The sequence below is a fragment of the Niveibacterium umoris genome, assembly GCF_014197015.1.
Classification (GTDB): domain Bacteria; phylum Pseudomonadota; class Gammaproteobacteria; order Burkholderiales; family Rhodocyclaceae; genus Niveibacterium; species Niveibacterium umoris.
The window spans coordinates 2411187-2434107 of the sequence record NZ_JACIET010000001.1 but is presented as its reverse complement, the minus strand read 5'-3'; the positions used below and the strand labels follow the sequence as shown (position 1 = coordinate 2434107).

Sequence of the window (22921 nt, the reverse complement as noted above, 5' to 3'; positions counted from 1 at the left end):
TGGTTCCGGACCGTCAGGGTTGCGCATTGCAGGGCCATCGCCTGCTCGCAATGCCGCGCTCCTGGCGTGACAGTTCCGCCACAAAGGGCGTGACACCCGCCGTCGAAAAGCCGGCCAAGCGGCCGCTAAGCGCGCAGGTGCTGCCAGGAAAGCGCTTTCAGCATTTTGTTCCCTCCAAACAATCCAAAGCAAGCATTTCAAATCGGAATCCCTCGCTGCTCGCAGGCGGCGCGGGCCGACTCCCCCCAATCCGTATCGGTTCGCGACGCGGCCGAAGCGGTGCATCTCACTCTTACTGGTGCCTTGATGAAATCCAGTTTTGAACCGGTCTATCGGGTAGATCCCGCGGACCCGTTGCGTTTCCGCATTGATGGCTATCACCGTGCAAAGCCCTTTGCCAGCTTCTTTCCTGGCATCGCCGGGGTGATGGGCGTACCGCTGTGGGCGTTCTATGTGAATCGCGGACAGGCAGTCAGCAGCTTCGGCTTGCAGGACAAGGACGGCGCGATTGTCGAGTTCCAGCCTGCGAACAAGGCCTATCGCCTCACCGCAAGTACCGGCTTTCGCACCTTCATTCACTGGACGCGCGGGGCGCGCAGCGGCTATGCAGAAGCGTTCCGCGATTCGCTTTCGTCGCGTTCCGCCGAGCCGGCGCGCCATCTGAGCATCAGCCCCTGGGACCTGCACCTGGAAGAGCATGATTCCGCGCTGGGGCTGCGTTTCCAGGTTCGCTATTTCACGATCCCGAACGAACCGATTGCAGCGCTGGCACGTGAAGTGTTGATCACCAACACCGCGGCCGAGCCGGTCACGCTGCAACTCATCGACGGTCTGCCGCAATTCATGCCCTACGGCCTCAACGACTGGGCGATGAAGAACATGTCGCGCACGATCGAGGCCTGGTACACCGTCGACAACCTTGAAAACCGTGCGCCCTATTCGCGCTTGAAGGTCACCTTTGCCGATACGGCAGAAGTGAAGCCTATCGAGAAGGGGCATGCGTTCTTCGCGATCCTGACGCAGGGTGGCGCCAGCCGCCTGCTCGACCCGGTCATCGATCCGCAAGAGGTGTTCGGGCGCATCACCGACTTCGATTTCCCCGAGCTCTTCGTTGACGGCTATTTCGAATGGTGCGCCGAACAGCAATCCGGCAACCGCACGCCGAGTGCGCTCACGCACGCCAGCGTCACGCTGGCAGCGGGCGAATCGGTGACCGTACAAGCCTTGTACGGCAAGGTCGATAGCTTGGCCGAGTGGAACGCGCGCCTGCCGCAGTACGCCACGCCGGCCTTCTTCGCCGCCAAGGCGGACGAGAACGAGCAACTGGTGCGGGCGTTGATGGATCGCTGCTTTCTCGTCACCGAGGATGCGCGCCTCAACGCGTACGCGGGCCAGAACTTCCTCGACAACCTGTTGCGCGGCGGCTTCCCGTTGTCGATCAGCGATGGCGAGCGACGCGATGTGATGTACCTGTTTTCGCGTCGTCATGGCGACACCGAGCGTGACTACAACCAGTTCCGCCTCTCGCCGACCTACTTCTCGCAGGGGAATGGCGCCTACCGCGACGTTAACCAGAATCGTCGTAACGACGTGTGGTTCAACCCGGATGTCGGCAGTGCCAACATCGAATACTTCATCAACCTGATCCAGCTCGACGGCTACAACCCACAGGTGGTGAAAGGCGTGCGCTACCAGCTCGACGCGTCCGCTGCGATGCCGGTGCTCGCGCGCCTGGTCCCGCATCGCCTGCACGAGAGCTTGCTTGCTGCGCTCGCCGAGCCGTGGATCCCGGATACGGTCATCCGCTGGGCGCAAGCGCATGAGTCCGCGTTGTGCGGGTCGCTCTTCGATCTCGTCTCCGCCTTGGTGCTGGCGAGCCGCAAGCTCGAAGATGCCGAACACGGCGAAGGCTTCTGGACCGACCACTGGTTCTACAACCTCGACCTGATCGAGAGCTATGAAGGGCTGTTCCCGGATCGCATGGCGGCGCTGCTGACCGATGCGCGGCGTTTCAGCTACTTCGACAATGCGGTGGGGGTGTTGCCGCGTGCGCAGAAATACGTGCTCACCGATAACGGGCCGCGTCAGTACGAAGCGGTAGCCCTCGACGAAGCCAAGGCGGCGCGGATCGCGCTGCGCGAACGCGAGGCCGACAAGGCCCGCACGCAAGACGGCGCCATATACCGTTCCAGCCTGCTCTCGAAGCTGGTGCTGCTCGCGACCGTCAAGTTGTCCACGCTCGACCCCGCCGGCATGGGCATCGAGATGGAGGCCGACAAGCCGAACTGGAACGATTCGATCAACGGACTGCCGGGCCTTTTCGGTTCGTCCATCAACGAGAGCCAGGAATTGCTGCGCCTGGTGCGGCTGATCCGTCGCTGGGCCGAGGATTACGCCCTGCAAGGCGCCATCGTGACGCTGCCGGAGGAGGCTGCGAGCCTGTTCGACCAGATCCGCGGGCTGGTGGCGCAGCGGGTTTCCGGCGCCATCGAAGCCTTCGACTATTGGTCGCAGGCGTCCGACGCCCGCGAAGCCTACCGGGCGAAGCTGCTGCAGGATCTGTCGGGCCACGAACGCGGTTGGCCCCTGGCAGAACTGTCAGGCTGGCTCGCCGAGGCGGACGCGCTGCTGAGCGCCGGTATTGAACGCGCCTTCGATCACCGACGCGGCATCTGCACGACGTACTGGATGTTCGAGCTGGCGGAGTACCTGCCGCTGGCCGCGACACGCGAGCTGCATGGCAGGCAGCTGCAGACCTGCCGTGCGTTCCGCTTCGAGGCGATCCCGGTGGCGCCGTTCATCGAAGGCAGCGTGCATGCCTTGCGACTGGCGACCGATCCGGCCCAGGCGGCGCGCATCGCCGCCGGTGTACGTGCCTCCGAGCTCTACGACGTGCCGCTGGGGATGTACAAGGTCAGCGGGGCGACGCGACGCATGCCGCTGGAAATCGGCCGCCTGCAGGCCTTTACGCCGGGTTGGCTGGAGAACGAGTCGATCTTCCTGCACATGGCCTACAAGTACCTGCTCGAGTTGCTGCGCGCCGGCCTTTATGACGCGTTCTGGCAAGCCGCGTGGACGGGGCTGGTGGCATGGCGCGACCCGGCGCAGTACGGACGCTCGATCTTCGAGAACGTGTCCTTCCTCGTCACCAGCGCGAACCCCGATGCGCGCCTGCATGGCAATGGTTTTTCGGCGCGCCTGTCGGGCAGCACCAGCGAGTTCTACAACATCCTGCTGCTGGCTATGCTCGGCGAGCGGCCATTCCGGCAAGGCGCCGACGGCACGCTCAGCTTCGTTGCACGCCCCGCCTTGCCCGGAAGTTTGTTCACCGTGGGTGCGCAGCATGTGCGGCGCACCAGCGCAAGTGGCATCCTTGCAACCGGGCAGCGCGGCCACGAGGTGGCGCGCGAGGCGACGCTGCCGGCGGGTTCGGTTGCCTTCAGCATTCTGGGTGATTGCCTGCTCGTGCTGGAAAACCCGCAGCGACTGGATACCTGGGGCGAGGCGGGCGCACGGGTGCTGGGCTATCGGCTCCACTACAACGATGGCACCCGGCACGTGGTGCCGGGGTGCGAACTCCCGGCGCCCCATGCGCAGGCCCTGCGCGACGGCGCAATCGAACGGCTGACGGTGATGCTTGGACAAGACCCTGGAGCGGCCGCACCGCGTTCTGAACAATAACCCGGCTTGGGGGGGCGCGACGGCGCGTTGCCCGGGCCGAATCAGGAGAAAAGCATGAGCAAGTCTTCCCATACAGTGCGCCGCATTTGTCTGGCGCTCACCATGGCGGCGGCCTTCGCCGGCGTGCCGGCCCATGCCGGGCCGCTGGATGGCTTGACCGATCTTTTCAGCGACAGCGAGAGCCGGCTGACGGTGTGGATTGCGAATCCGGCGGATCGGCTGAACCTGAGTCCATGGGACTACATCGAGTTGCAACAGCGCCCGGCGGCCGAGCAGGGGGCGCCGAACCAGCACCCGGTGCAGCTCAACGCAGATTCGGTTGCGGCGGCGCTGGCGTCAGTCCAGGTCGTATTGGGCAAGGACACGGTTGCACTGTTCGAGGCGGGGGAGCTGTCCAGGTTGTCCCGCGCGATTGCAGGAAGCCTGGCCAAGGCGACGCCGGAGCAGGATCTGACCTTCGTCACGACCGGTCGTCACAAGGAACTGGGCGCCTACGGGGCGAAGCTCACCAGCACGGGGCGGGTGTTCTACGCCGAAGGTGCCCTGCAACTGATCGTTGGCGTGCAGTTATCCGATGCGCTGCTGGGCTTGCGCCCGGGCGCGAGGCCGACGCGTGCGCTGGACCCCGGCAAGCGGGGCAAGGCCGCAGAGGGCGTGCAAATCGCAGCACCTGCGCGGTCCGACGCGCGCCTGGTGCGCAAAGACTGGATCGCGATGTCGTTGGCGGCACAGGCGGCGCCTGCCGCAGCACCTCTGGCCGCACCGCAACCGGCACCCGCGGCGGTTGTCGCACCCGCCGTCGCGGCACCGGCGTCTGCCGCCCCCGCGACGACGGTGGACCCCGCGGTCCAGCGCCACTTCAGCCAGCAGGAAAGCCGCCTGGTGTTGCTCAAGCGCATGCTTGATCAAGGTCTGATCACCGAGGCCGAGTACCAGGCCAAGCGCGCCGAGGCACTCAAAAACCTGTAATTCATCGCTCCGCCGGCAGCCTGCGCATGCAGGTGCCGGCCGAGCAGTCTTCGAGACTGCGGCGGCTCCTGTAGGGTTCCTGACTCATCCTGCTGTTTGCGACCGCTGTCTTGCAAAATGAAAGCGCTTTCAATACGCTTTCGACTGGCCCGAATCCAATCCAAAAAGCCGGGCCCCGATCAATGTGCTGCGAACCCAAGTCCATCAAGGAGGATGTCGTGATCAAGGAGATCTCTAAGCTGTCTGCCAGCGCCATGCTTGCAATGACTGCGCTTTCACTGTCGCTCGTGACCGGTTGCGCGTCGACGCCCGGCGCTGCGCCGGCCGCCGCGGCGCCAGCGGCGCCTGCCGATGCGGGCAAACTCCCGCCACTGGTGGTCTATGGCAATGAGGGCAATGTCGACCCGAACATCCTGTACCTCGGGACGCCGGCGAACTGGGCCTTCGTTGTGCCGAAGAACGGCCTTGGCGCGATGGATGCGGGCTCGGTGAAGGCGGAGCCGACAAAAATCGGTGGCATCAACGGTGTGAAGGTGACCTGGACCGGTGGTACCGGGCAGATCTATTCGCAGTCGAAGATCTCGCACGACCAGTACGACTACATCGACGCGAATGCCGCGCTGGTGTTCGACACCGTCCTGCACCAGGCGCCGGAAGACCAGGTCACGATGCGCGTCGACTGCCGCTACCCGTGCATGGGTGTGGTGGACGTGACCGATTACCTCAAGAAGATGCCGCTCGAGAAGCCGACCACGGTCAAGATCCCGCTTGCCTGCTTCGAGAAGGCCGGCACCAAGTTCGCGGTGGTCAACACGCCGTGGGTGGTCTTTACCAACAAGGCGCTCTCGATGTCCTTCGCCAACGTGCGTTACGTGCCGGGCGCGGGCAAAGATGCGGACGTCATGATGAAGTGCGGCGGCTGACGCTTTAGATTGCATGAAGCAAGGGGCCTGATGCTCGCCTGAAGGCGCCATCAGGCCCTGTCTCTTTGCGGACCAAAACAATGAATTGCATCAAACTGGCCGCCGTCACCGCCCTCGCGGTGTGGGCCATCGCGGCGTCGGCGGAGCCCGTCAGGGTCGGGCTCGGGCAGTACAGCACGACGCTCGCACCGGGCGGCGAACGGGAACTCCCTGCCGTGCGTTACGAAGGTGGGCCGGCACCGACCAACAAGTGGTATTCGTCGCTGCTGTTCGACAAATGGGCGCAGCCCTTGTACGCGCAGCCGGCTTCCTATCGGCCGGTAGCGGCGGGTTTCCAGGTCGACGTGCCCAGACCTGCGGCGGTCTTCAACGGATCGCGTGAAGAGAACGATATCGTCGCGGCGCACAAGGCGACGCTGAGCATCGCGCCCACTGCATTCGTTCCGGCAGACGCCCGTATCGGTCGCTTCTCGGACTGGGCCGTCGATGTGGTGATGGCCAGCGGCAAGGATCGATTCACCGCCACCATCGCACACGGTTCGCCCTATAGCTTCTACGAACTCACACAGGGCAATGCGCGCTTCAAGTCGAGCGAACCTTACCGCGTGTTCTCCCGATCCGAAGACGGTCGCGCGCTTGGCCTGGCAGTGGGTGACCGGGCCTTCGCACTCTATGCGCCGGCCGGCGGGCAGTGGCAGGAAGTGGATGCGCAAACGCTCGAACTGGTGCTGCCCCCGGGCAAGGGCTATTTCAGCGTTGCGGCGCTGCAGGCGGCCGACGCGGCGCAGGTGAACCTGCTGCGGCGGTATGCCTTTGCCTTCATCACCGATACCCAGGTGAGTTGGCAGTACGACGAAAAGCGCAGTGAGCTGACGACCACCTACACAGCCACCACACTTCTGCGTGAGGGCACCGAGAAGGGCAGCGTATTCGCGCTCTACCCGCACCAGTGGCACGACAATCCGCTGCTGCCCGCCGTGTTGCCCTTGAGCTATCCGTCGATCCGCGGTGAACTCAAGGTCGTCAGCGGCAACAGTTTCAAGACGCGCTACCGCTATCGCGGCTTCGTGCCAGCCTGGCCAGCGTTGCCCGACGGCCCCTCGCGCACGAAGCTCGACGCCTTCCTCGCGGAGGATCTGCAGTTCGGGCCCGATCAGCTTCTTGGCAGCCGCGGCACCTACTGGGAAGGCAAGGGTCTCAATCGTGCGGTGCAGGTGATGGGCATTGTCGAGGCGATGGGGCGTACCCGCGATCGCGATGCGATCCTGGCCGCGACCAAGGCGCGCATGCAGCGCTGGTTCGCGCCGGGCGAGGAGGTCGATCGCTACTTCCATTACAACGCCCGCGTTGGCTCACTGATCGGCTACCCGGACGAATACGGTTCAGCCGACCAGCTCAACGACCACCACTTCCACTACGGCTACTGGATCTTCGCGGCCGCGCAGATCGCGCTGCGCGACCCGGATTGGGCCAAGCGAGAAAAGTGGGGCGGCATGGTCGAGCTGATGATCGCCGACATCGCCAATACCGACCCGGCCAACCGCATGTTCCCGCGGCTGCGCCATTTCGACCCCTACGAAGGCCACTCCTGGGCGTCGGGCGGTGCGCCGTTCTACGATGGCAACAATCAGGAGTCATCCTCAGAGGCGATCAATGCCTGGGCGGGCATGATCCTGTGGGGCGAGGCGACCGGAAACAAGCGTATCCGCGACACCGGCATCTACCTCTACACCACCGAAGTCGAGGCCCTCAAGCATTACTGGTTCGACCTGCATCACAAGGTGTTCGCACCCGAATACAGCAATCTCGATGCAGCGATGGTGTGGGGTGACAAGTACATCCACACGACCTGGTGGACGGAAGATCCGCGCGAGGTGCACGGCATCAACCTGCTGCCGCTCACGACTGCTTCGCTCTACCTCGGCACCGATCCGGACTACATCCAGCGCAATCTGGAGGCGATGGATGCCGAATTCGCGCGCTTCCTTGCCCGCGGAGGCAAGGCGCCGCGCGACATCTGGCAGGACATCCTGCTCGGCTACCACGCGTTGCGCGACGCCGATGCCGCGATCGCCCGGTGGAACCCGTCCGGCGCAGTCGAAGACGGCGAGACCCGCAGCCACACCTGGCACTGGATGAGCAGCCTGGCTGCCTATGGTCGCCCGGATCTGGGTGTCGGTGCCGACGCGCCGCTTTACTCGGTGTTTCGCCGCGCAGACGGCACCCGCACCTATCTCGCTTACAACACTGGCCCGCGCGCACGTACGGTGAATTTCGGCGATGGCACGCGACTTGTCGTGCCGCCACGTTCGGCGGCCGTTACATCAGGAAAGAAACCATGACGATGAATCACACCACGCGTACCTACGCCTGCATTGTGGCAATGGCCTACGGCCTGGCGGCGTGCGGCGGCAGTGACGCGGCGGCGCCGCGCGCCGATCGTGGCAACACCGCGATGCCTGCCGGCGGTGTGCCGGAAGGCTGGAAACTGGTATGGGCGGACGAGTTCGATACCGACGGACTCCCGGATGCATCGCGCTGGGACTACGACACCGATCGCAACCAGGCCGGCTGGTACAACAACGAACTCCAGTATTACGCCCGCGACCGCGCCGAGAACGCAGTGGTTCGCAACGGCAAGCTCGTCATTGCGGCGCGCAAAGAGCAACTCAAGAGCGCCTCGGACTGGGGTGGCCAGAACTACACCTCGGCGCGACTGGTTACACGCGGCAAGGCGAGCTGGACCTACGGCTTCTTCGAGATCCGCGCGAAGCTGCCCTGTGGGCTGGGTACCTGGCCGGCGATCTGGATGCTGGGCACGGGGGGCGTCTGGCCCGACGATGGCGAGATCGACATCATGGAGCAGGTCGGCAGCGCGCCGTCGACGGTGCTTGGCACGATTCACACCAAGTTGTTCAACCACATGAACGGCACCCAGCGTGGCGATAACACGCAGGTGCCAGACGCGTGCACGGCGTTTCACAATTACCAGCTCAACTGGACAAAAGATCGCATCGTGATCGGCGTCGATAACGTGAACTATTTCCAGTTCTCCAACCCGGGCAGCGGCTATGGCGGCTGGCCCTTCGACAAGCCCCAGTACCTGCTGCTGAACCTCGCGATCGGCGGCATGCTAGGTGGGCCGGTCGACGACAAGATCTTCCCGGTCCAGATGGAAGTCGAATACGTGCGGGTCTATCAGCCAGCCCCATGAGCAGCGCGGGCAAGGCACCTCGCGGCGCAAGCGTTGCGGAGATCGCAGCGCGCACCGGGGTGCCGGTCGGCACGGTTGCCCGCGTGCTCAGTGCGTCGGGCAGCAATGATGCTGAACGCAGGCGCGCGGTGCGCGAGGCGGGTGAGTTGCTCTCGGCCGAGTCGACCGCCAGCGAAGGCGCGCCCGGCATTTGCGCAGCGAAGACCATCGGCGTGCTGACCGAGTTGAGTGAGAGCAGCTATTGCAGCACGCTCACCGCAGGTATTGCCGACGCGCTTGCGGCGCATGGCTACACGGCGCTGCGCATCAGCGGCGAGTGGTCGGCGCGTCAGGAAGCGGAACAGGTTCTTCAGCTCGCGGCGAGGCGCGCCGACGGCGTGATACTGCTCGGTTCGATGATGGATGACGCACAGCTGCTGCGCCTCTCCGCGCACCTGCCCATCGTGCTGACCGGGCGCATGCTGTGCGGCGAGCGGGTGCGGTCGCGATGCGTGGACAACCTTGGCGGTGCACGACTCGCTGTGAATCATCTGTTGTCGCTGGGGCACCGGCGCATCGCGCACATCGCCGGGCCGCCCGATCAGTGGGACGCGCGGGAGCGGCTCGCCGGCTACCGGGTGGCGCTCGAAGAGGCCGGTCTGCGTTTCGATCCGAACCTGGTGGTGCAGGGCGGCTTCCTCAAAGGCGGGGGGCTTGCGGCGATGCACGCCCTGCTCGAACGCGCAGCCGCGTTCACCGCCGTGTTCGCGGGCAACGATCTTTCCGCCTGGGGCGCGCGTATCGCCCTTCAGCGTTACGGCATTCGTGTGCCTGACGACATTTCGCTGGTCGGGTTTGATGACGCCGTTGATGTCGTGGCGAAAGAGCCGCGGCTGACGACGATTCGCCAGCCGGTCTACGAATTGGGGCGCGCGGCGGCGGTCGACATGATCGAACTCGTCGGGGAAACTGCGCGCGAGGGGGTCGCTGTGCGGCCGCTCGAGCTGGTCATTCGGGACAGTACGCGTCGTCTAAGATAGAAGCAGGTATCGGCGCACAGACGCCCAAAAAATAAGGGGTCGCACGACGGCCCCGCTACAGGAGGATGGTATGGACATGTCTAGCGGGAGTCGCCCGCGCGGGCCACAGTGTGCCTTCTCGCGCAAGGGTGCTGACCGGGCCGGTGGCCCGACGGCATGCGGGTGAGCAGCGATGGTCAGGATTGAGGACAAACGCAGCGACAAGGCCGCTGCTTTCGCGCAGCGCATGAACCGCGTGCTCGATTTCATCGACACCCACCTGCCCGAAACCGAGCCCTTGCGCCTCGAAGCGCTGGCGTCGGTGGCGGCGTTTTCGCCTTTCCATTTTCACCGCATCTTTCGCGCATGGACGGGCGAGACCTTGCAGGACTTCATTCGCCATCGCCGGCTTGAAAAGGCGGGGGGGCAACTGGTTCACAACCCCACCACGACGATTCAAACGGTGGCGCAGCACTGCGGATTTACGTCGGCCGAGGCATTCTCCCGCGCCTTTTCCCAGCACTTCGGCATGAACCCGAGTGCCTGGCGGGCGGGCGGCTATCGCCATTGGGATCCGGTGCAGGGGCGTGCGCGCGGAGATCGACCGTGCGCCGGACTGGACGTGCGCATGCGCTGCGAACCGGCCCGCACGGTGGCCTACTTCCGTGTAGTCGGCGACTACCGCGAGACGGCAGAAGCGGCGTGGAAGCAATGTCTGGCGTGGGTGACCGAGCACAAGCTCGAGACGCAGGCGCGCTTCGGCATGGCGCTGGATGATCCGCAGATCACGCCGCCCTCGCGCTGCCGCTACGATGCCTGCGTACTGCTGCCGGAAGGCTGGGAGCCGCGCGGCGAGCGCGTCTCGCGCAAGCGTATCGAAGGCGGGCTGTACGCGTGCCTTGCCTATTCTGGTGCGCCCTCGGGTATTGGCGCTGCCTGGTTGTCGATGCTTGGCGAGTGGTTGCCGAACAGTGGTCACTGTTTGAGTGAAGAGCCCTTCGTCGAGGTCTATGCTCCACACGTTGTGCCGAATGCGGACTCGGTCGCGGTCGAGCTTTGCATGCCCCTGAGCGATTGAAAATCCCCCGCCCGCTGGTGCGGTGCGGGGGACTCTGCGGCGCGCATAGGCGCTGCGCGACATTGCGTTGGCTTACTTCGACCAGTAGATGTTGTCGACCTGCACCTTGGTGGTCGACCCGCCGGCGTTGCCGGTCACCGCGTAACGGTCCGCAATCACGAAGCCATTGGACACCTTGGTCATGTCGAGCGTTGCGCTGGTCGGCTGGCCAAATGCCGGTGCAGCCTTCGCCGCGATAGCGCTGACCGGCACCGATACCGTGTGCCAGGCGCCATCATTCACGTAGCCGTACTGACCCGGTGCGATCGCGAGATAGACGTCGACGCCGGTGTTGGCGGTGGTGCTGCCAGTGAAGAAACCGACTTCCAGCTTGCCGGCGTAGGTCGTCTTGATGCTGAAGTTGAGCGTGCCGGTCGCCGAGTTGAAGTTGGTCAGATCGTCCGGGTTGGAGAGTTGCAGGAAGAAGCCCCAGCCCCAGCTCTTCGGTACCGGCGTGATCTCAAGCGCGGTGCTGCCCTCTGCTGCACCGGCGGAGACCAGCGCGCCCACTGCGGTGGCCGGGTTGTCCCAGGCCTGCCAGACGGTGAGCGGTGTATTGGGGCCGGCCGGGACGGCTGCACCGTTGGGCACCGTGTCGGCAAACAGCGTGTAGGTGTTTGCCGTGATGCGCGGGTTGGAAGCGGCCGCGATGAAGTGCACCGCATCTGCCAGGGTGTAGCTGGCGGTCTCGCGCTGGTTCGCCGGATACAGGTCGTAGATCACATACTTGGCGAGGCGATTCACGTCGAACAAGCCCCAGCCGTCGTCGCCGCCCTTCCAGGGTTCATCGAACGCCTCGAAGGTGAAGATCGCCTTCGGGCCATTTGTCCAGGTCGCCATGCGGTCGAAGTACATCTTCTGGTTTACCGGATGGGCGCGCTGCGTTTCGTTTCCGGTCGTTGCACTCTTCCAGCCGGTTTCGCCGATCACGATCGGCATGCTGGGCTGTTTGCTCGCCACATAGGTCGCGACGGCGTCATAGTCCTTCTTTGCCTTCGCCAGCGCCGCATCCATCATCGCTGCTGCGCGCTGATCTGCGGGCACGCTGGCCTGTTGCCAGTCCCACAGGCCCCACGGCGTGTCGGCGAGCGGATAGGTGTGCATCGAGACATAGTCGACGACGCTCAGCACCTTGTCGGTGTCGTACTTCTTCTGGTCATTGGCGAAGAAAGCCCAGTTGTCGTCGGTCGTCACCGGCTGTGTGATGCGCGCACGCACCGCCGAGATGTAGGCGGCCATGTCGGCGGGCGGCACCTGCAGGCCTGACCAGTCGACCATCGTCTCGTTGCCGACGCTCACGCCCAGCACGATGTCCTTGTACGTGTTGGCAAGCGCAACGCCGCGCTCGATTTCGGCCTGGTTGGCGGCGTCCTGCGTCGCCTTCGGGCCACTGATCCAGATGCCCAGCTGCACCTTGATGTCGAGGTTGTTGTCCTTGATGACCTGCAAGGTCTTGAGTGCGTGCTCGTCCGAACTGTCGAACAGCCGGATCAGGCGGAAATTGCCCTGCACCAGCAGTTGCAGGTCTTGCAGGATGTCGGCCGAACTCGGCACGGTCGAACGGTCGGCGCCGCGATAGCCCGAGTACGACACCGCCTTGCGCGTGCTGAATTCAGCACTCAGCGGACGCAGTTGCGATGCGCAGCATGGCGCGGGTGGTCTCGGGGTCTCGGTCCAGCCGTTTCCGCCGCATGCCGTCAGCAGCATGCTGGCCGTCACGGCGAGCATGCCAATCAAACTTCTTCTTTTGTGGTCGAACGCAAACACCTTTGTCTCCTTCTCGCTTCAATCTCGCGCAATTGCGCCGTGGCCGCACATTGATTTGCGACTTGAGCTTGAGGTTAGGGGCGCCGGTGGGCGCAAGCCATGACCCGGATTGCTAATCGGCGGGCCTGTTGTGGCGGTCCCGCGGGCAGGCGGAACGGCCGGTGGTTCGCAACATCGCGGCGTCGCGGTGTCGAGCGGCGGTATGGGTGACGGCAGGCTGCCTGGCAGGGCGCCTCGCATCGACGGACTCGCTGCCGGAAATGCGCAATCCGGGTCATGGAGCCGCATGTTGTCGCCAACCTAGTATGGCCGCCGGGCAATCAAACGCTCAGGTGCCGACAGATCGCAGCGAAACCTGCGGTCGCCGGACACCACCACCCGGAAAACAACTAGACCACATCACTGCGTGTTTGGAGACAAGCGATGAACCTGAATCACAAGCGATTTGCGCTTTCTGCGCTGAGCCTTGCCCTGTCAGCGATACTCACCGGATGCGGCGGCAGCGATAGTCCCGCCGTGACGACAGCGGCAAAGGATACGACCCCACCTTCGGTGACGATCAGCAGCAGCGCATCGGGACAGGTGGCGAAGGGGGACGTTACCTTCACATTCACCTTCAGCGAAGATGTGGGGACGAGCTTCACCGCTGACGATATCGTGGTCACCGGTGGATCTGTCGGCGCCTTCACCCGCGTGAGCGGCACGTCCGCCACCCTGGTCGTTACGCCGGCGAGTGCTTCTGCCGGCACGATCAACGTCGGCGTAGCCGCCGGCAAGTTCGTCGACCTGGCCAGCAACGCGAACACCGCAGCTGCCGCGGTCTCGCAGGATTTCAGCATTCCGGTTGCCGTGGAAAGCGGCAACACCGGCAAGTGCACCGCTGCGCCCTGTGTTGGTTTCGAGGGCGCCAACGTCGGTCTCAACGCATTCGAGGGGCTCGGTTCCGCGACGGTGGAAAATGACCCGGTCGATGCCACCAACAAGGTGGCAAAGCTGGTCAAGGTCGCAGCGGGACAACCCTGGGCGGGGGCAACGGTCTATACCGATGCAGCCACCAAGTCGGTAGCGCCGATCGGCTTCAGCGCGACGAACAAGACGGTTACCTTGCGGGTCTACTCCCCGGCAGCGGGCGACACGATCATGCTCAAGGTGGAAACCGGGCCGGGCGCGGGAGGCATGGAGGCCCAGGCCAAGACGACCAAGGTCAATGCCTGGGAGACGCTCACGTTCGACTACACCACGCCCACCAATGGTGTGCCGTATGACTTCACGAAGACGTACAACACGATCAGCATCTTCCCGGCGTTCATGGCGTCGGTGAGCGCAGACAAGGCGTATTACTTCGACGAGCTGAACTATCCCGCCGCCGCAGCGGGTGGCGGCGGTTCGGGCGGCGGTTCCGGCAGCGGCCTGGTCACGCTGGCCAACGGCGTCTATGCGAGCAACTACACCGACAAACCGACACCATGGAAATCAGTCGAAGGCGGCGATGCGGGGCGTTACATCGATACCGGGGTCACAACGCAAGACTGGTGGAGCGGCCTGGCTGCCGGTGACGCGACACCCAGCTTCTACTTCGGCTATGGCGTCAACGTAGCGGCCAAACCCTGGGGGTTCGGGGCCTTCGTCAAGGCGCCCGGTAACGGCGTGGCGAACGTGGCGAGCTACGCCAATCTGAAGGTCGCCGTCTGGGGCAACGACCAACTCATCAATGCTCACCCGACCTTCACCGTGATTCTCAAAGGCGGCGCAGCCAACGGATGTACGCCTGAGCTCGAGGGCGCGATTGCGCCTTCTGCGATTGGTGTGCAGAGCTACACCTTGCCGTTGAGCGGTTTCACCTTGAAGACGGCATGTACGTACACCACCGCTGCACAGGCGCTGGCCGCTGGCGTTGCCGAGGTGCACATCCAGGTGCTCGGCAGCAACCTGCAGTACACCGCCGGTGGTGACGGAAGCGGTAACTACCCGAACGGCCTGAACATCGGCCCGATTTCGTTCAATTGATCTGAGCAGTTGGTAGCCACCCGTCAATGTGCGCTTTGCATGCATGGCGGGTGGCTCATTTCCTTCGGGGCATGAGAGGGGTGCAGCAGGCCGGGCCGGCAATCCGGACGGAACGGCTCTACCCCGAACGCTTTGGCGTGCCATGCGGTTTGCCGTGAATGGCGCTTTTGCGTTACGCGCATTTGCTTGAGCGCATGGCCTACGCGCGCATGTGTGCGTTGGTTTGCGACCAAGGAACGTTGCGGCTGATGCGCCTCGTACGCGCAAATCGCCATCTGGCTGATGCCCTGGGGATGTTTCGCCGCTGATGCTAGGCAAGCGTGTGGGCTGGAATCGGCCGGCACGACCCGCGCGCAGTTTGAATCAGCGTGGTTTGTAGTGGGGCAAGAAATGGCTGGACGCAAGCGCATTGGTTTTCTCATCAATCATCTCGGTTGGGAAGGCCACTATACGAACCGCCTCTGGCGCTGTGCAGTTGCGCACTGCCGACGCCGGGGCTTCGATCTGATGGTATTCACCGGCCCGCAAGACGTTAGTGATTATGTTTCTGTAAGGGTGCAGTCCGCGCTTTTTCGCCTGATCGACGAGCGCCGTATCGACGGCTTGGTGCTCAACCCGGGCCTCAAGTACTTCAATGGCGGCCACGCCTTCTCTGAGCACCCGCGAGACTTTGGCCGGATCCCCATGGTGTCGATCGCGGAAACGCTCCCTGGGGTGCCGTCGGTGCTTGTGGACAATGCGACCGGAATGCGAGAGTTGGTCGAGCATCTCATCCTTCATCACGGTCATCGCCGCCAGGCGTTCATCTGCGGTCCATCCAATTCCGAAGACGGTTCGATCCGATATGCAGCCTGGCTACAGACCCTGCGTGCTCACGGCATCGAGCCTGACCCGGAACTGGTGCTCGCCGGGAACTTCGTTTCGGTTCATGAGCCGCATCATCTGGTGGAGGCTTGGCGGACAGGGCGTAAGTTCGACGCGGTGGTCGCCGCCAGCGACTTGATGGCAACCCAGATCGTGGCTGTACTGGGTGCGGCGGGCATTCGCGTGCCGGAGGATGTGGCCGTGGTCGGCTTCGACGGTGATCCGGGCAACCGGTACGCCGATCCGCCGCTGAGTTCCGTCCTGCAGCCCATTCGTGCCCAAGCCGAGACGGCAATTGACCTGCTTGCAGACATGTGGCGGGGGGGCAAGCCGGCACCTGTGACGACGCTGCCGAGCACGATGCAGATACGCGCTTCGTGCGGCTGCTGTCGGACATCCTGGTCAGTCGATCCGGCCTTGCGCAGCAGCTTGATTGACGCGGCGAACAAGCCCGAGTCGTTTGCCAATGCGGTGAGCGAACTCATCGGCTCGGGCGAGGATGCGGCGGACCGTGCTTTTGACATCTGGTCCGCAATGGAAGCCGACGCTGGGGACCAGATGGGTTCGCTTGCGCGTTTGCGTCCAGAGCAACTGCACGCGGTACGCAGTGAACTGTTCTACCGCACGGTCAGCGAATCGAAGTCGCCGCATCGGGCTGCGCCGGTGCACCCCGGATCGGATTGGTCCGCAGTGCTGGATGCGCTGCGAGTGTCAAGCCTGTCTTCGCTGCCCGGATTCATGGCGAAGCATCTTCCTTCGTTGGGAGTCGGCAAGTATTGCCTGTCCGTGTTCCCGAACCTTGTCGGGCTGGCTGCACAGGCCGGCCACGCGGGTTTCTCGCAGATTGATGTGAGCGAGGCCGCCTTGGGGATCGAGGGTGGCGTGAACTCCGATACGCAGTTTGCGCCGGCGGCCATGTACCCACAAAGGGCGTCCGGTGTCGATCCCACGCCCTTCGATGCCGCGTTGATTGCACCCGATGCATGGTTTGACTTACTCGAAGAATCGACATTGCTCGTTTTGCCGGTAGCGTCCCGCTCTACCTGGCATGGGCTGTTGGCCATCGAGTTGCACCCCGGGCAGGAGGGCATGCTGGTGCAATTGCAGGCCGCGCTTGCTTTGGTTTGCGAGCGGGAGAGTGAGCTTGGTCGCGCTGTCCGCAAGCATCTCGCCGAGTGGGGTCGCACAACCGCCGTGGCGGAGCGATCCCGCACCATTGCCACGCTGGTCCGCGGGGTCGCCCACGAGATCAACACACCGCTCGGTGTCAGCGTGACCGTTGCTTCGGTATTACGTTCGGAACTGCTCGGCTTGGAAGACAAATACCAGACAAGTCAATTGACGCGGAGAGCTGTCCTGGACTTCCTTTCGACGAGCAAGGAGGCGCTTGAGCATCTTGATCGCAATCTGAACCGCGTCGCGAAACTGGTGGAGACCTTCAAGAAGGTGTCCATTACCCAGTATGGTGATCAAAGGGTTGAATTCGATCTGGTGGGGGAACTTGCTGCGGTACTGCAGTTCTTCAAGGTCGAACTGGATGCCAGATTCATCCACGCCAGGATCGAAGCGGTACGTCCCATGTGGATGCGCGCACACGTTTCCGTCGTTCAGGAAATCGTTACCGACCTTGTTCAGAACGCGCTGGATCACGCCTTTCCGCCGGGCATGCAGACCGAGCCGCGCATCGTCATCTCGGCAGAGCTGTTGGACGGCGCGTCGACGGCACGGATTCGGGTTGCAGACAATGGCGCCGGGATTTCGGCCGATATGCGCGGACGGGTATTCGACCCGTTCTTTACGACGCGGCGGATGACGGGGAATGTAGGCTTGGGCTTATCCATCGTCAGCAATCTGGTCGCCGAGGGTTTGGGTGGCATCGTCGAGTGCCTCCCTAACCCCGGTGGTGGCACCGCATTCGAGATTCGCTTCCCGGTCAAACACGGCTCGTGCAGCTGACGCCCGGCAGGGGTGAAGGCTTGTGTGGCGCTGGACTCACCTGTGCGGCGGGTGTCGTCGATCTGTCGTGCGCGTTTCGCCTGCTTCGGCGCCCCGTAGCGCCTTGCGGCGAGCCTTTTCCTCGTAGAGGTAAGCGTCGGCCTGGCTGATGACGGTTTCCAGCAGCGTCGCCGCGTTCTCGGGTATTTCGTAGAAACCGATGCTGCATCCCAATGGATAGGGCTTGCCACTGCATGCGTTGAAGGTGTCGAACATCTTGTAGATGCGGTTGCGGATTCTTTCCATTGCAAACGTCGGGCACTCAACCCCGAGGATGACGAACTCGTCGCCGCCCATTCGGCTGACGATGTCGCCCGTTCGAAATGCCTTGGCCAGAATCTGTGCCGCCATGCGGATCGCGAAATCACCTTCCTTGTGGCCGAAGGTGTCGTTGATGTACTTCAATCGGTCGAGGTCGGCGAAGAAGACAATGAGTGGTCGCCCCTCGTCTGAAGTCATGACGGACCGGGCTTGGTTGAAGAAACCGCGGCGATTGTAAAGCCCGGTCAGTTCGTCGCGTTCGGCAAGATCGGCGAGCCGCCTGTTGTTCAACGAGGCGTTTTCCAGATCGTTGCGCAGCAGGTCCCGCGCGCGCGCCAGCTCAGCTGCGACCAAGGCACCGCACAAGGTCGCGGATATCTCTTCAATGATGGTCTCCAGCCGTGTGGTCGGAGGCGAAGTGATGTCCAAGGCTAGATAACCGAAGTGGTGATTGAGCTGACACACCGGAAACAGGCCCATCACCTCGAAATCGCTGCCGTGAAACAACTCGCCCGGCACCAGGTGTGTAGCCGGGAACGATGGGGCGCTGCCCGAGTTCTGGCGGGCACCATCCACGACCGAGAAGATCAGGTGGGCACTCGCGGGCGGTTCGCTATGGCGGATATCTCCGAATGACACTGGCGAGTCATACAGGCCGACATGGCAACTGCGCAATCCCAGACGCGCAATCGCACCTTCAATCAGATTCAGCGTTTGTTCGAGTTCAAAGCTGGATACGCGCGCGCGCAACTGGCCGATGAACTGGGTGTCCGAGAATTTCGAGGCGAAGGTGATCCGCACCTGATCGAGCGCATAGGCATTGGAAATCAGTATCTGCCCGTGTTGCAGGCGTTCCCCGAAGCGTTGCAGTTCCTGCCGCGACAGCGTGCCTTCCTCAAACAGGCGTCGGTGCATCACGAACAGCAGCGCTTGCAACGGGCTCAAATCGCCGTACTGCGTCAGACAGTTCGCCGCGACTTCACTGACGCAATCTTCGAAGGCTTTGGCGTCGTCTTCAAAGAGCGTCGCGTTCAGGCGGGCGAGGTGGTTGCGATAGGCCGATCGTTGTTCGTCCTGCACTGCGGCTGCGTTCAACAGGTCGGCGATCGGGACAGTCTCGCCATCGCGCGACACCGCCAGGGTCGATGTTCCGGCCGGGGCGCTGCGCTCGCCAAGGCAGCCGCATGTCTGGCGAAGAACCAAGCGCGTCGGAACCGTGTAGGTTTCACTCACCGTTTCGCCTCGCAGACGGGCCAGCAGAACCTCTATCGCCAGTTCCGCCTGCTCCTGCATCGGCTGGCGCACGGTGCTCAAGGGCGGGCCGCTGTGGTGAAGTGAGAGCAGGTCGTCAAACCCGACGACGGCCAAGTCTTCTGGGATGCGCAAGCCGCGTTCTGCGGCCACGGACATGGAGGCAAGCGCCATTTCGTCGTTGGCCGCCACCAGGGCATCGAAGGGGATGCGGCGCTCAAGCAGGGTCTCCATTGCGATGCGTCCGTGGTAGTGATCGAACTGCCCGTCGACAACGAGGCTCTCGTCAATCGCCAAGCCTGCCGCGTGCATGCATTCCTGGAATACCTCAAATCGCGCGATGGCGTCCGGGTTGCTCTCTCGCCCCCGCATGAACGCGATCCGGTTGTAGCCGTGGTCTGCTATCAGATGGTTGATGAGCGCGCGGAAGCCGGTAGCGTTATCGGGCACGATCGTCGGCGCCCAAGGTAATCGCAACCCGATGCTGACCATCGGGATATGCGCACACCGCGCCAGCGCCGCGAGGGTTGCGTCATGGCTGCCTGCCGACATGAAGGACGATGTGACCGACACCAGACCGTCGATGTGCGGGGTATCGGCGAAGTTCAGAAGCTGGTTGTACTGGCGCTCGAAGGCGGATTCCGCATCGATGATTCGCACGGGCAAGAACAGGAGCTTGAGGCCGTGCTCTTCCGCCTTGGCACGAAACCCGGCGATCACCGGGACATTGAAGAAACCGTCGATCTCGTTGATCAATATCCCGATGCGGGGTTTGCGCAGTGAGCGATTCACCTTGTTTCTCTGCAATTGTGTCCGATGCAAGCAACCGGTTTGGGGCGCATACCGAATCGCGCAGAAGTATAGGCGTGGAGGGTGCTTCAACTTGCACCTGGTCACCAGGGTGCTCTGTTGTCGGTTCGCTCAGACGTTCGGCACTACGCGTTTCGAGGTGAAGGCCTGCGCCGCACGGTGCGGTTGTAACCGCACCGGCTGCTCGCATTTGGTCTCTTCGTCCGCGCGGCTGCACCGCCCCAGAAAAGAGTATGCGCTGGCATGTCCCTGAAGGCCGACGGCGCAAGATCATCGGCACGCAAGTCAGCAATCTCGATCATGTGCCGCGCGGTGCCTGAAGCCGTATACAGGGCAAGGCTCCCTTTCATGCGAATGGGGGAGGCGATAACCATGCCGACATTCGGCGCGAGAGGAGAGAACACGTGTTTGCGGGGCGTTCACCAGGGGTCGGCTTGGCAAGGTTCGAGCACATCAGGCTGAGAGGAAAGATCATGGCCGCGATTGCCATGATGGTTGTCGGCTTCGTTGTGCTCGGCGTGTTTGCAAGCAGACAGATCGCGACGGTCAATGCGGCCACCGCGGAACTCGCAAACGTCTGGTTGCCGGGCGTGAAGCAACTCGGCGCGCTGGGAGGCGACGCGGCCCAGTTCCGCGCGGCCGAACTGCAGTACGTGCTCGCGGACGACGCACCGGAGCGCAAGCGCCTTGCGGCGAGCCTGCGCGACACTACCCGGCGTATGGCGCTTCGACAGGAGGCTGCGCGTGCATTTGCGCGCACCGATGAACAACGCAAGGCGCTCGATGATTTTGCGGGTCACTGGGTGGCGTTTGTCGCGGAACATGAAAAGGCCATGGTCCTTGTCGAGCAGAACGACCCGGAAACGGCCCGAGATCTTCTGAAGGGCGAGGCACAGCGACGCTACGATCTGGCGGCTGCCGCACTGGCACGTTTCGCCACGCTGGGCGAGCAGGGCGCTTCTGCCGCGACCCTGGAAGCTGACCGTGTCTCGCGACGAGCGGGGCTGTTGATGGGCGTGGTGGGCCTGCTGACCGCCGCGACGGGGTTGGCATGCGCCGCGTTGCTGGCGAGCCGGATTGTTACCCCACTGCGGAATGCCATACAGCATGCGGAACGGATTGCCGGCGGCCAGCTGGACACCCCGATCGCAACGAAAGGCACCGATGAAACCGGTGACCTCTTGGCCGCGCTGGAACGCATGCGCGGCAATCTCTCGGGCACGGTGTCCTGTGTGCGAGACAGTGCTGAGCAGGTCGCGGTGGCGGCACGCGCGCTTTCGGTTTCCACCGAGAGTGTCGCGAGGGCATCGTCTGCGCAGAACTGCATTGCGACGGCCACAAGTGAGCGCGTTTCGCAGATGCTCTTCTCGCTGCAAGGGATGCTGGCGTCGTCGGAATCGGTAAGCGAGATTTCGGACCAGGCGTTGCTCAAGACACGCGAAGGCAATGGTCAGGTTGATGCGCTCGTGGGTGAGGTGACCGCAGCGGACGCCGCGATGAATGCCATTGCGGACTCGGTCCGGACTTTCGTCGAGAGTACCCACGCCATCAGCCAGACGACGGTGACCGTGCGTGAGCTTGCCGAACAGACCAACCTGCTTGCGCTCAATGCCGCGATCGAGGCAGCGCGAGCTGGCGAACAGGGGCGTGGTTTTGCCGTGGTCGCCGATGAAGTCCGCAAGCTTGCTGAGAAGTCACGCCGGGCCGCCGCAGAGATCAACGCGATGACGGAAACGCTCTCTGCGCAGTCGGACGTCGTGGATGCCTCGGTTGCACGGGGGCTCGCTGCCCTGTCGAGCAGTCACGCGTATGTGAATGGTGTTCGGGAGGTGCTTTTCGATGCGACCGCATCGGTAGAGGCGGCCGCGAGCGGTGTTTCCGGCATTCGTGCTGCGACCGAAGCGCAGCATGTCTCCTCTGCCGCGGTGGGTGCGGATGTCGCGCAGATCGCCGCGGTTGCCGAGCAGAACGAGCAGACGGTGGTTTCGACCGCTGACCAGGCAAGAGGGCTGGCCGAGCTGGCGCGGGCGCTTGAGCAGTCGGTCGGTCGTTTCGTTCTCGTGCGGTAATTACCGTTGCGGCGCCGCGTGCAAGTTCGCGCAAGCATCTGCGCAGTGGGCCGCGTGCTGATTCGCCCCGCCGGAGCCATCGCCGCTGCGGATGGGCCAAGGCGATGGTGCGCTCGCCCGATCCGGCGATGAGCGCGCCCTCGCCGATCATCGGTCTGCAACTGTGGACACTGCGCGCGCAGTTGGCGAGCGATTTCGAGCGAACGCTCGAAACGGTTGCCGGGATGGGCTATCGCGCCGTCGAGTTCGCAGGGTTCCATGGTCATTCCGCGCTGCAAATACAATCAGTGTTGCGCGACACGGGGCTCTCTGCGGTGTCGGCGCACGTACCTTTCGATGCGCTGGACAGGCGATGGGCCGACACCGTCGAGGAGGCTCACAGGCTTGGTGTGCAGCAACTGGTGGTCGCTCGTATCGACACCCGGAGGGCGCTTGAGCGGCGCTACTGGGAAGAAGTCGCGCAGCGCCTGAATCGCGCGGGCGAAGTGTGCAGGGCGGCGGGTTTGTCGTTCGCCTTTCACAACCATCTTGCGGAGTTCGGGCGTATCCCGGGAACACGTCAGCGGCCCTGCGACATCCTGTTGTCGATGACTGATCCTGCTCTGGTGAGCATGCAGCTGGATGTGGGCTGGTGTGTCGCCGCGGGCGCCGCCCCGGGGGGTTTTCTGCGGCGCTATGCGGGCCGGATTTCTTCGGTACACCTGAAGGATCTGACCCGCCTGCCCCAGTGGGACCTGCCGATGCCTGCCAACCAGGCAAGCGAGGCTTTTCACGTTGATGTTGCAGACGTTGGCGCCGGCCTCATCAGTTGGCCGACGCTGGTTCCGTTGTGCCGAGCGGCGGGCGCTCTCCATGCCTTCGTCGAGCACGACATGGCGGCCGACCCGATCGAGTCTGCGCGCCGCAGCATCGGTTATCTGAAGAGGCAGGGCTTCGCTGTTTGAGCGCCTGGCCATTCCGCACACGTTGTTGAGCCGGGATGGCGATGCGCGCCG

Annotated in this window: 13 protein-coding genes; 11 read left to right on the top strand and 2 right to left on the bottom strand. The window is 63.6% G+C overall.

The window, feature by feature from the left end; translation table 11 throughout:
* Positions 1 to 306: 306 nt before the first annotated feature.
* From GGR36_RS10930 to GGR36_RS10900, 7 genes are all read left to right on the top strand, one after another.
* On the top strand, positions 307 to 3681 hold the full coding sequence (locus GGR36_RS10930) for a hypothetical protein (protein ID WP_183634623.1): 3375 nt from the start codon (positions 307 to 309) through the stop codon (positions 3679 to 3681).
* Between the two features lie 54 nt (positions 3682 to 3735).
* A complete protein-coding gene (locus tag GGR36_RS10925; RefSeq protein ID WP_183634622.1) occupies positions 3736 to 4650 on the top strand; it encodes an SHOCT domain-containing protein in 915 nt (304 codons plus the stop codon).
* A gap of 182 nt (positions 4651 to 4832) precedes the next feature.
* On the top strand, positions 4833 to 5573 hold the full coding sequence (locus GGR36_RS10920; RefSeq protein WP_183634621.1) for a putative glycoside hydrolase: 741 nt from the start codon (positions 4833 to 4835) through the stop codon (positions 5571 to 5573).
* Positions 5574 to 5653: 80 nt separating this feature from the next.
* Complete coding sequence (locus tag GGR36_RS10915; RefSeq protein ID WP_183634620.1) at positions 5654 to 7915, top strand: glycosyl hydrolase; 2262 nt, start codon at positions 5654 to 5656, stop codon at positions 7913 to 7915.
* Positions 7912 to 8787, top strand: a complete 876-nt coding sequence (locus tag GGR36_RS10910) for a glycoside hydrolase family 16 protein (protein ID WP_207064243.1) — start codon at positions 7912 to 7914, stop codon at positions 8785 to 8787. Before GGR36_RS10915 ends, GGR36_RS10910 begins: the two co-directional genes overlap by 4 nt.
* Positions 8784 to 9806 (top strand): substrate-binding domain-containing protein, encoded by a 1023-nt coding sequence (locus GGR36_RS10905; RefSeq protein ID WP_183634619.1) that lies wholly within the window; start codon positions 8784 to 8786, stop codon positions 9804 to 9806. Before GGR36_RS10910 ends, GGR36_RS10905 begins: the two co-directional genes overlap by 4 nt.
* Positions 9807 to 9978: 172 nt before the next feature.
* Entirely contained in the window at positions 9979 to 10863 is an 885-nt protein-coding gene (locus GGR36_RS10900; protein ID WP_183634618.1) for an AraC family transcriptional regulator, read from the top strand.
* Between the two features lie 72 nt (positions 10864 to 10935).
* On the opposite strand, the gene GGR36_RS10895 is transcribed toward GGR36_RS10900, so the two are convergent.
* Positions 10936 to 12630, bottom strand: a complete 1695-nt coding sequence (locus GGR36_RS10895; RefSeq protein WP_183634617.1) for a glycosyl hydrolase family 17 protein — start codon at positions 12628 to 12630, stop codon at positions 10936 to 10938.
* Between the two features lie 462 nt (positions 12631 to 13092).
* On the opposite strand from GGR36_RS10895, the gene GGR36_RS10890 reads away from it, so the two are divergent.
* A complete protein-coding gene (locus GGR36_RS10890; RefSeq protein WP_183634616.1) occupies positions 13093 to 14676 on the top strand; it encodes an Ig-like domain-containing protein in 1584 nt (527 codons plus the stop codon).
* A 390-nt stretch (positions 14677 to 15066) separates the two neighbouring features.
* A complete protein-coding gene (locus tag GGR36_RS10885) occupies positions 15067 to 17496 on the top strand; it encodes a substrate-binding domain-containing protein (RefSeq protein ID WP_183634615.1) in 2430 nt (809 codons plus the stop codon).
* Positions 17497 to 17532: 36 nt separating this feature from the next.
* On the opposite strand, the gene GGR36_RS10880 is transcribed toward GGR36_RS10885, so the two are convergent.
* The gene (locus tag GGR36_RS10880) at positions 17533 to 19767 is read right to left on the bottom strand and encodes a diguanylate cyclase domain-containing protein (protein WP_338086679.1); all 2235 of its coding nucleotides are present in this window, start codon (positions 19765 to 19767) and stop codon (positions 17533 to 17535) included.
* Between the two features lie 494 nt (positions 19768 to 20261).
* On the opposite strand from GGR36_RS10880, the gene GGR36_RS10875 reads away from it, so the two are divergent.
* Together GGR36_RS10875 and GGR36_RS10870 are read left to right on the top strand one after the other, a co-directional pair.
* Positions 20262 to 21926 carry a methyl-accepting chemotaxis protein gene (locus GGR36_RS10875; protein WP_338086660.1) on the top strand — a complete coding sequence of 555 codons (1665 nt, stop codon included), beginning with the start codon at positions 20262 to 20264 and terminating at the stop codon, positions 21924 to 21926.
* Between the two features lie 128 nt (positions 21927 to 22054).
* Complete coding sequence (locus GGR36_RS10870) at positions 22055 to 22870, top strand: sugar phosphate isomerase/epimerase family protein (RefSeq protein WP_207064244.1); 816 nt, start codon at positions 22055 to 22057, stop codon at positions 22868 to 22870.
* Positions 22871 to 22921 lie beyond the last annotated feature (51 nt).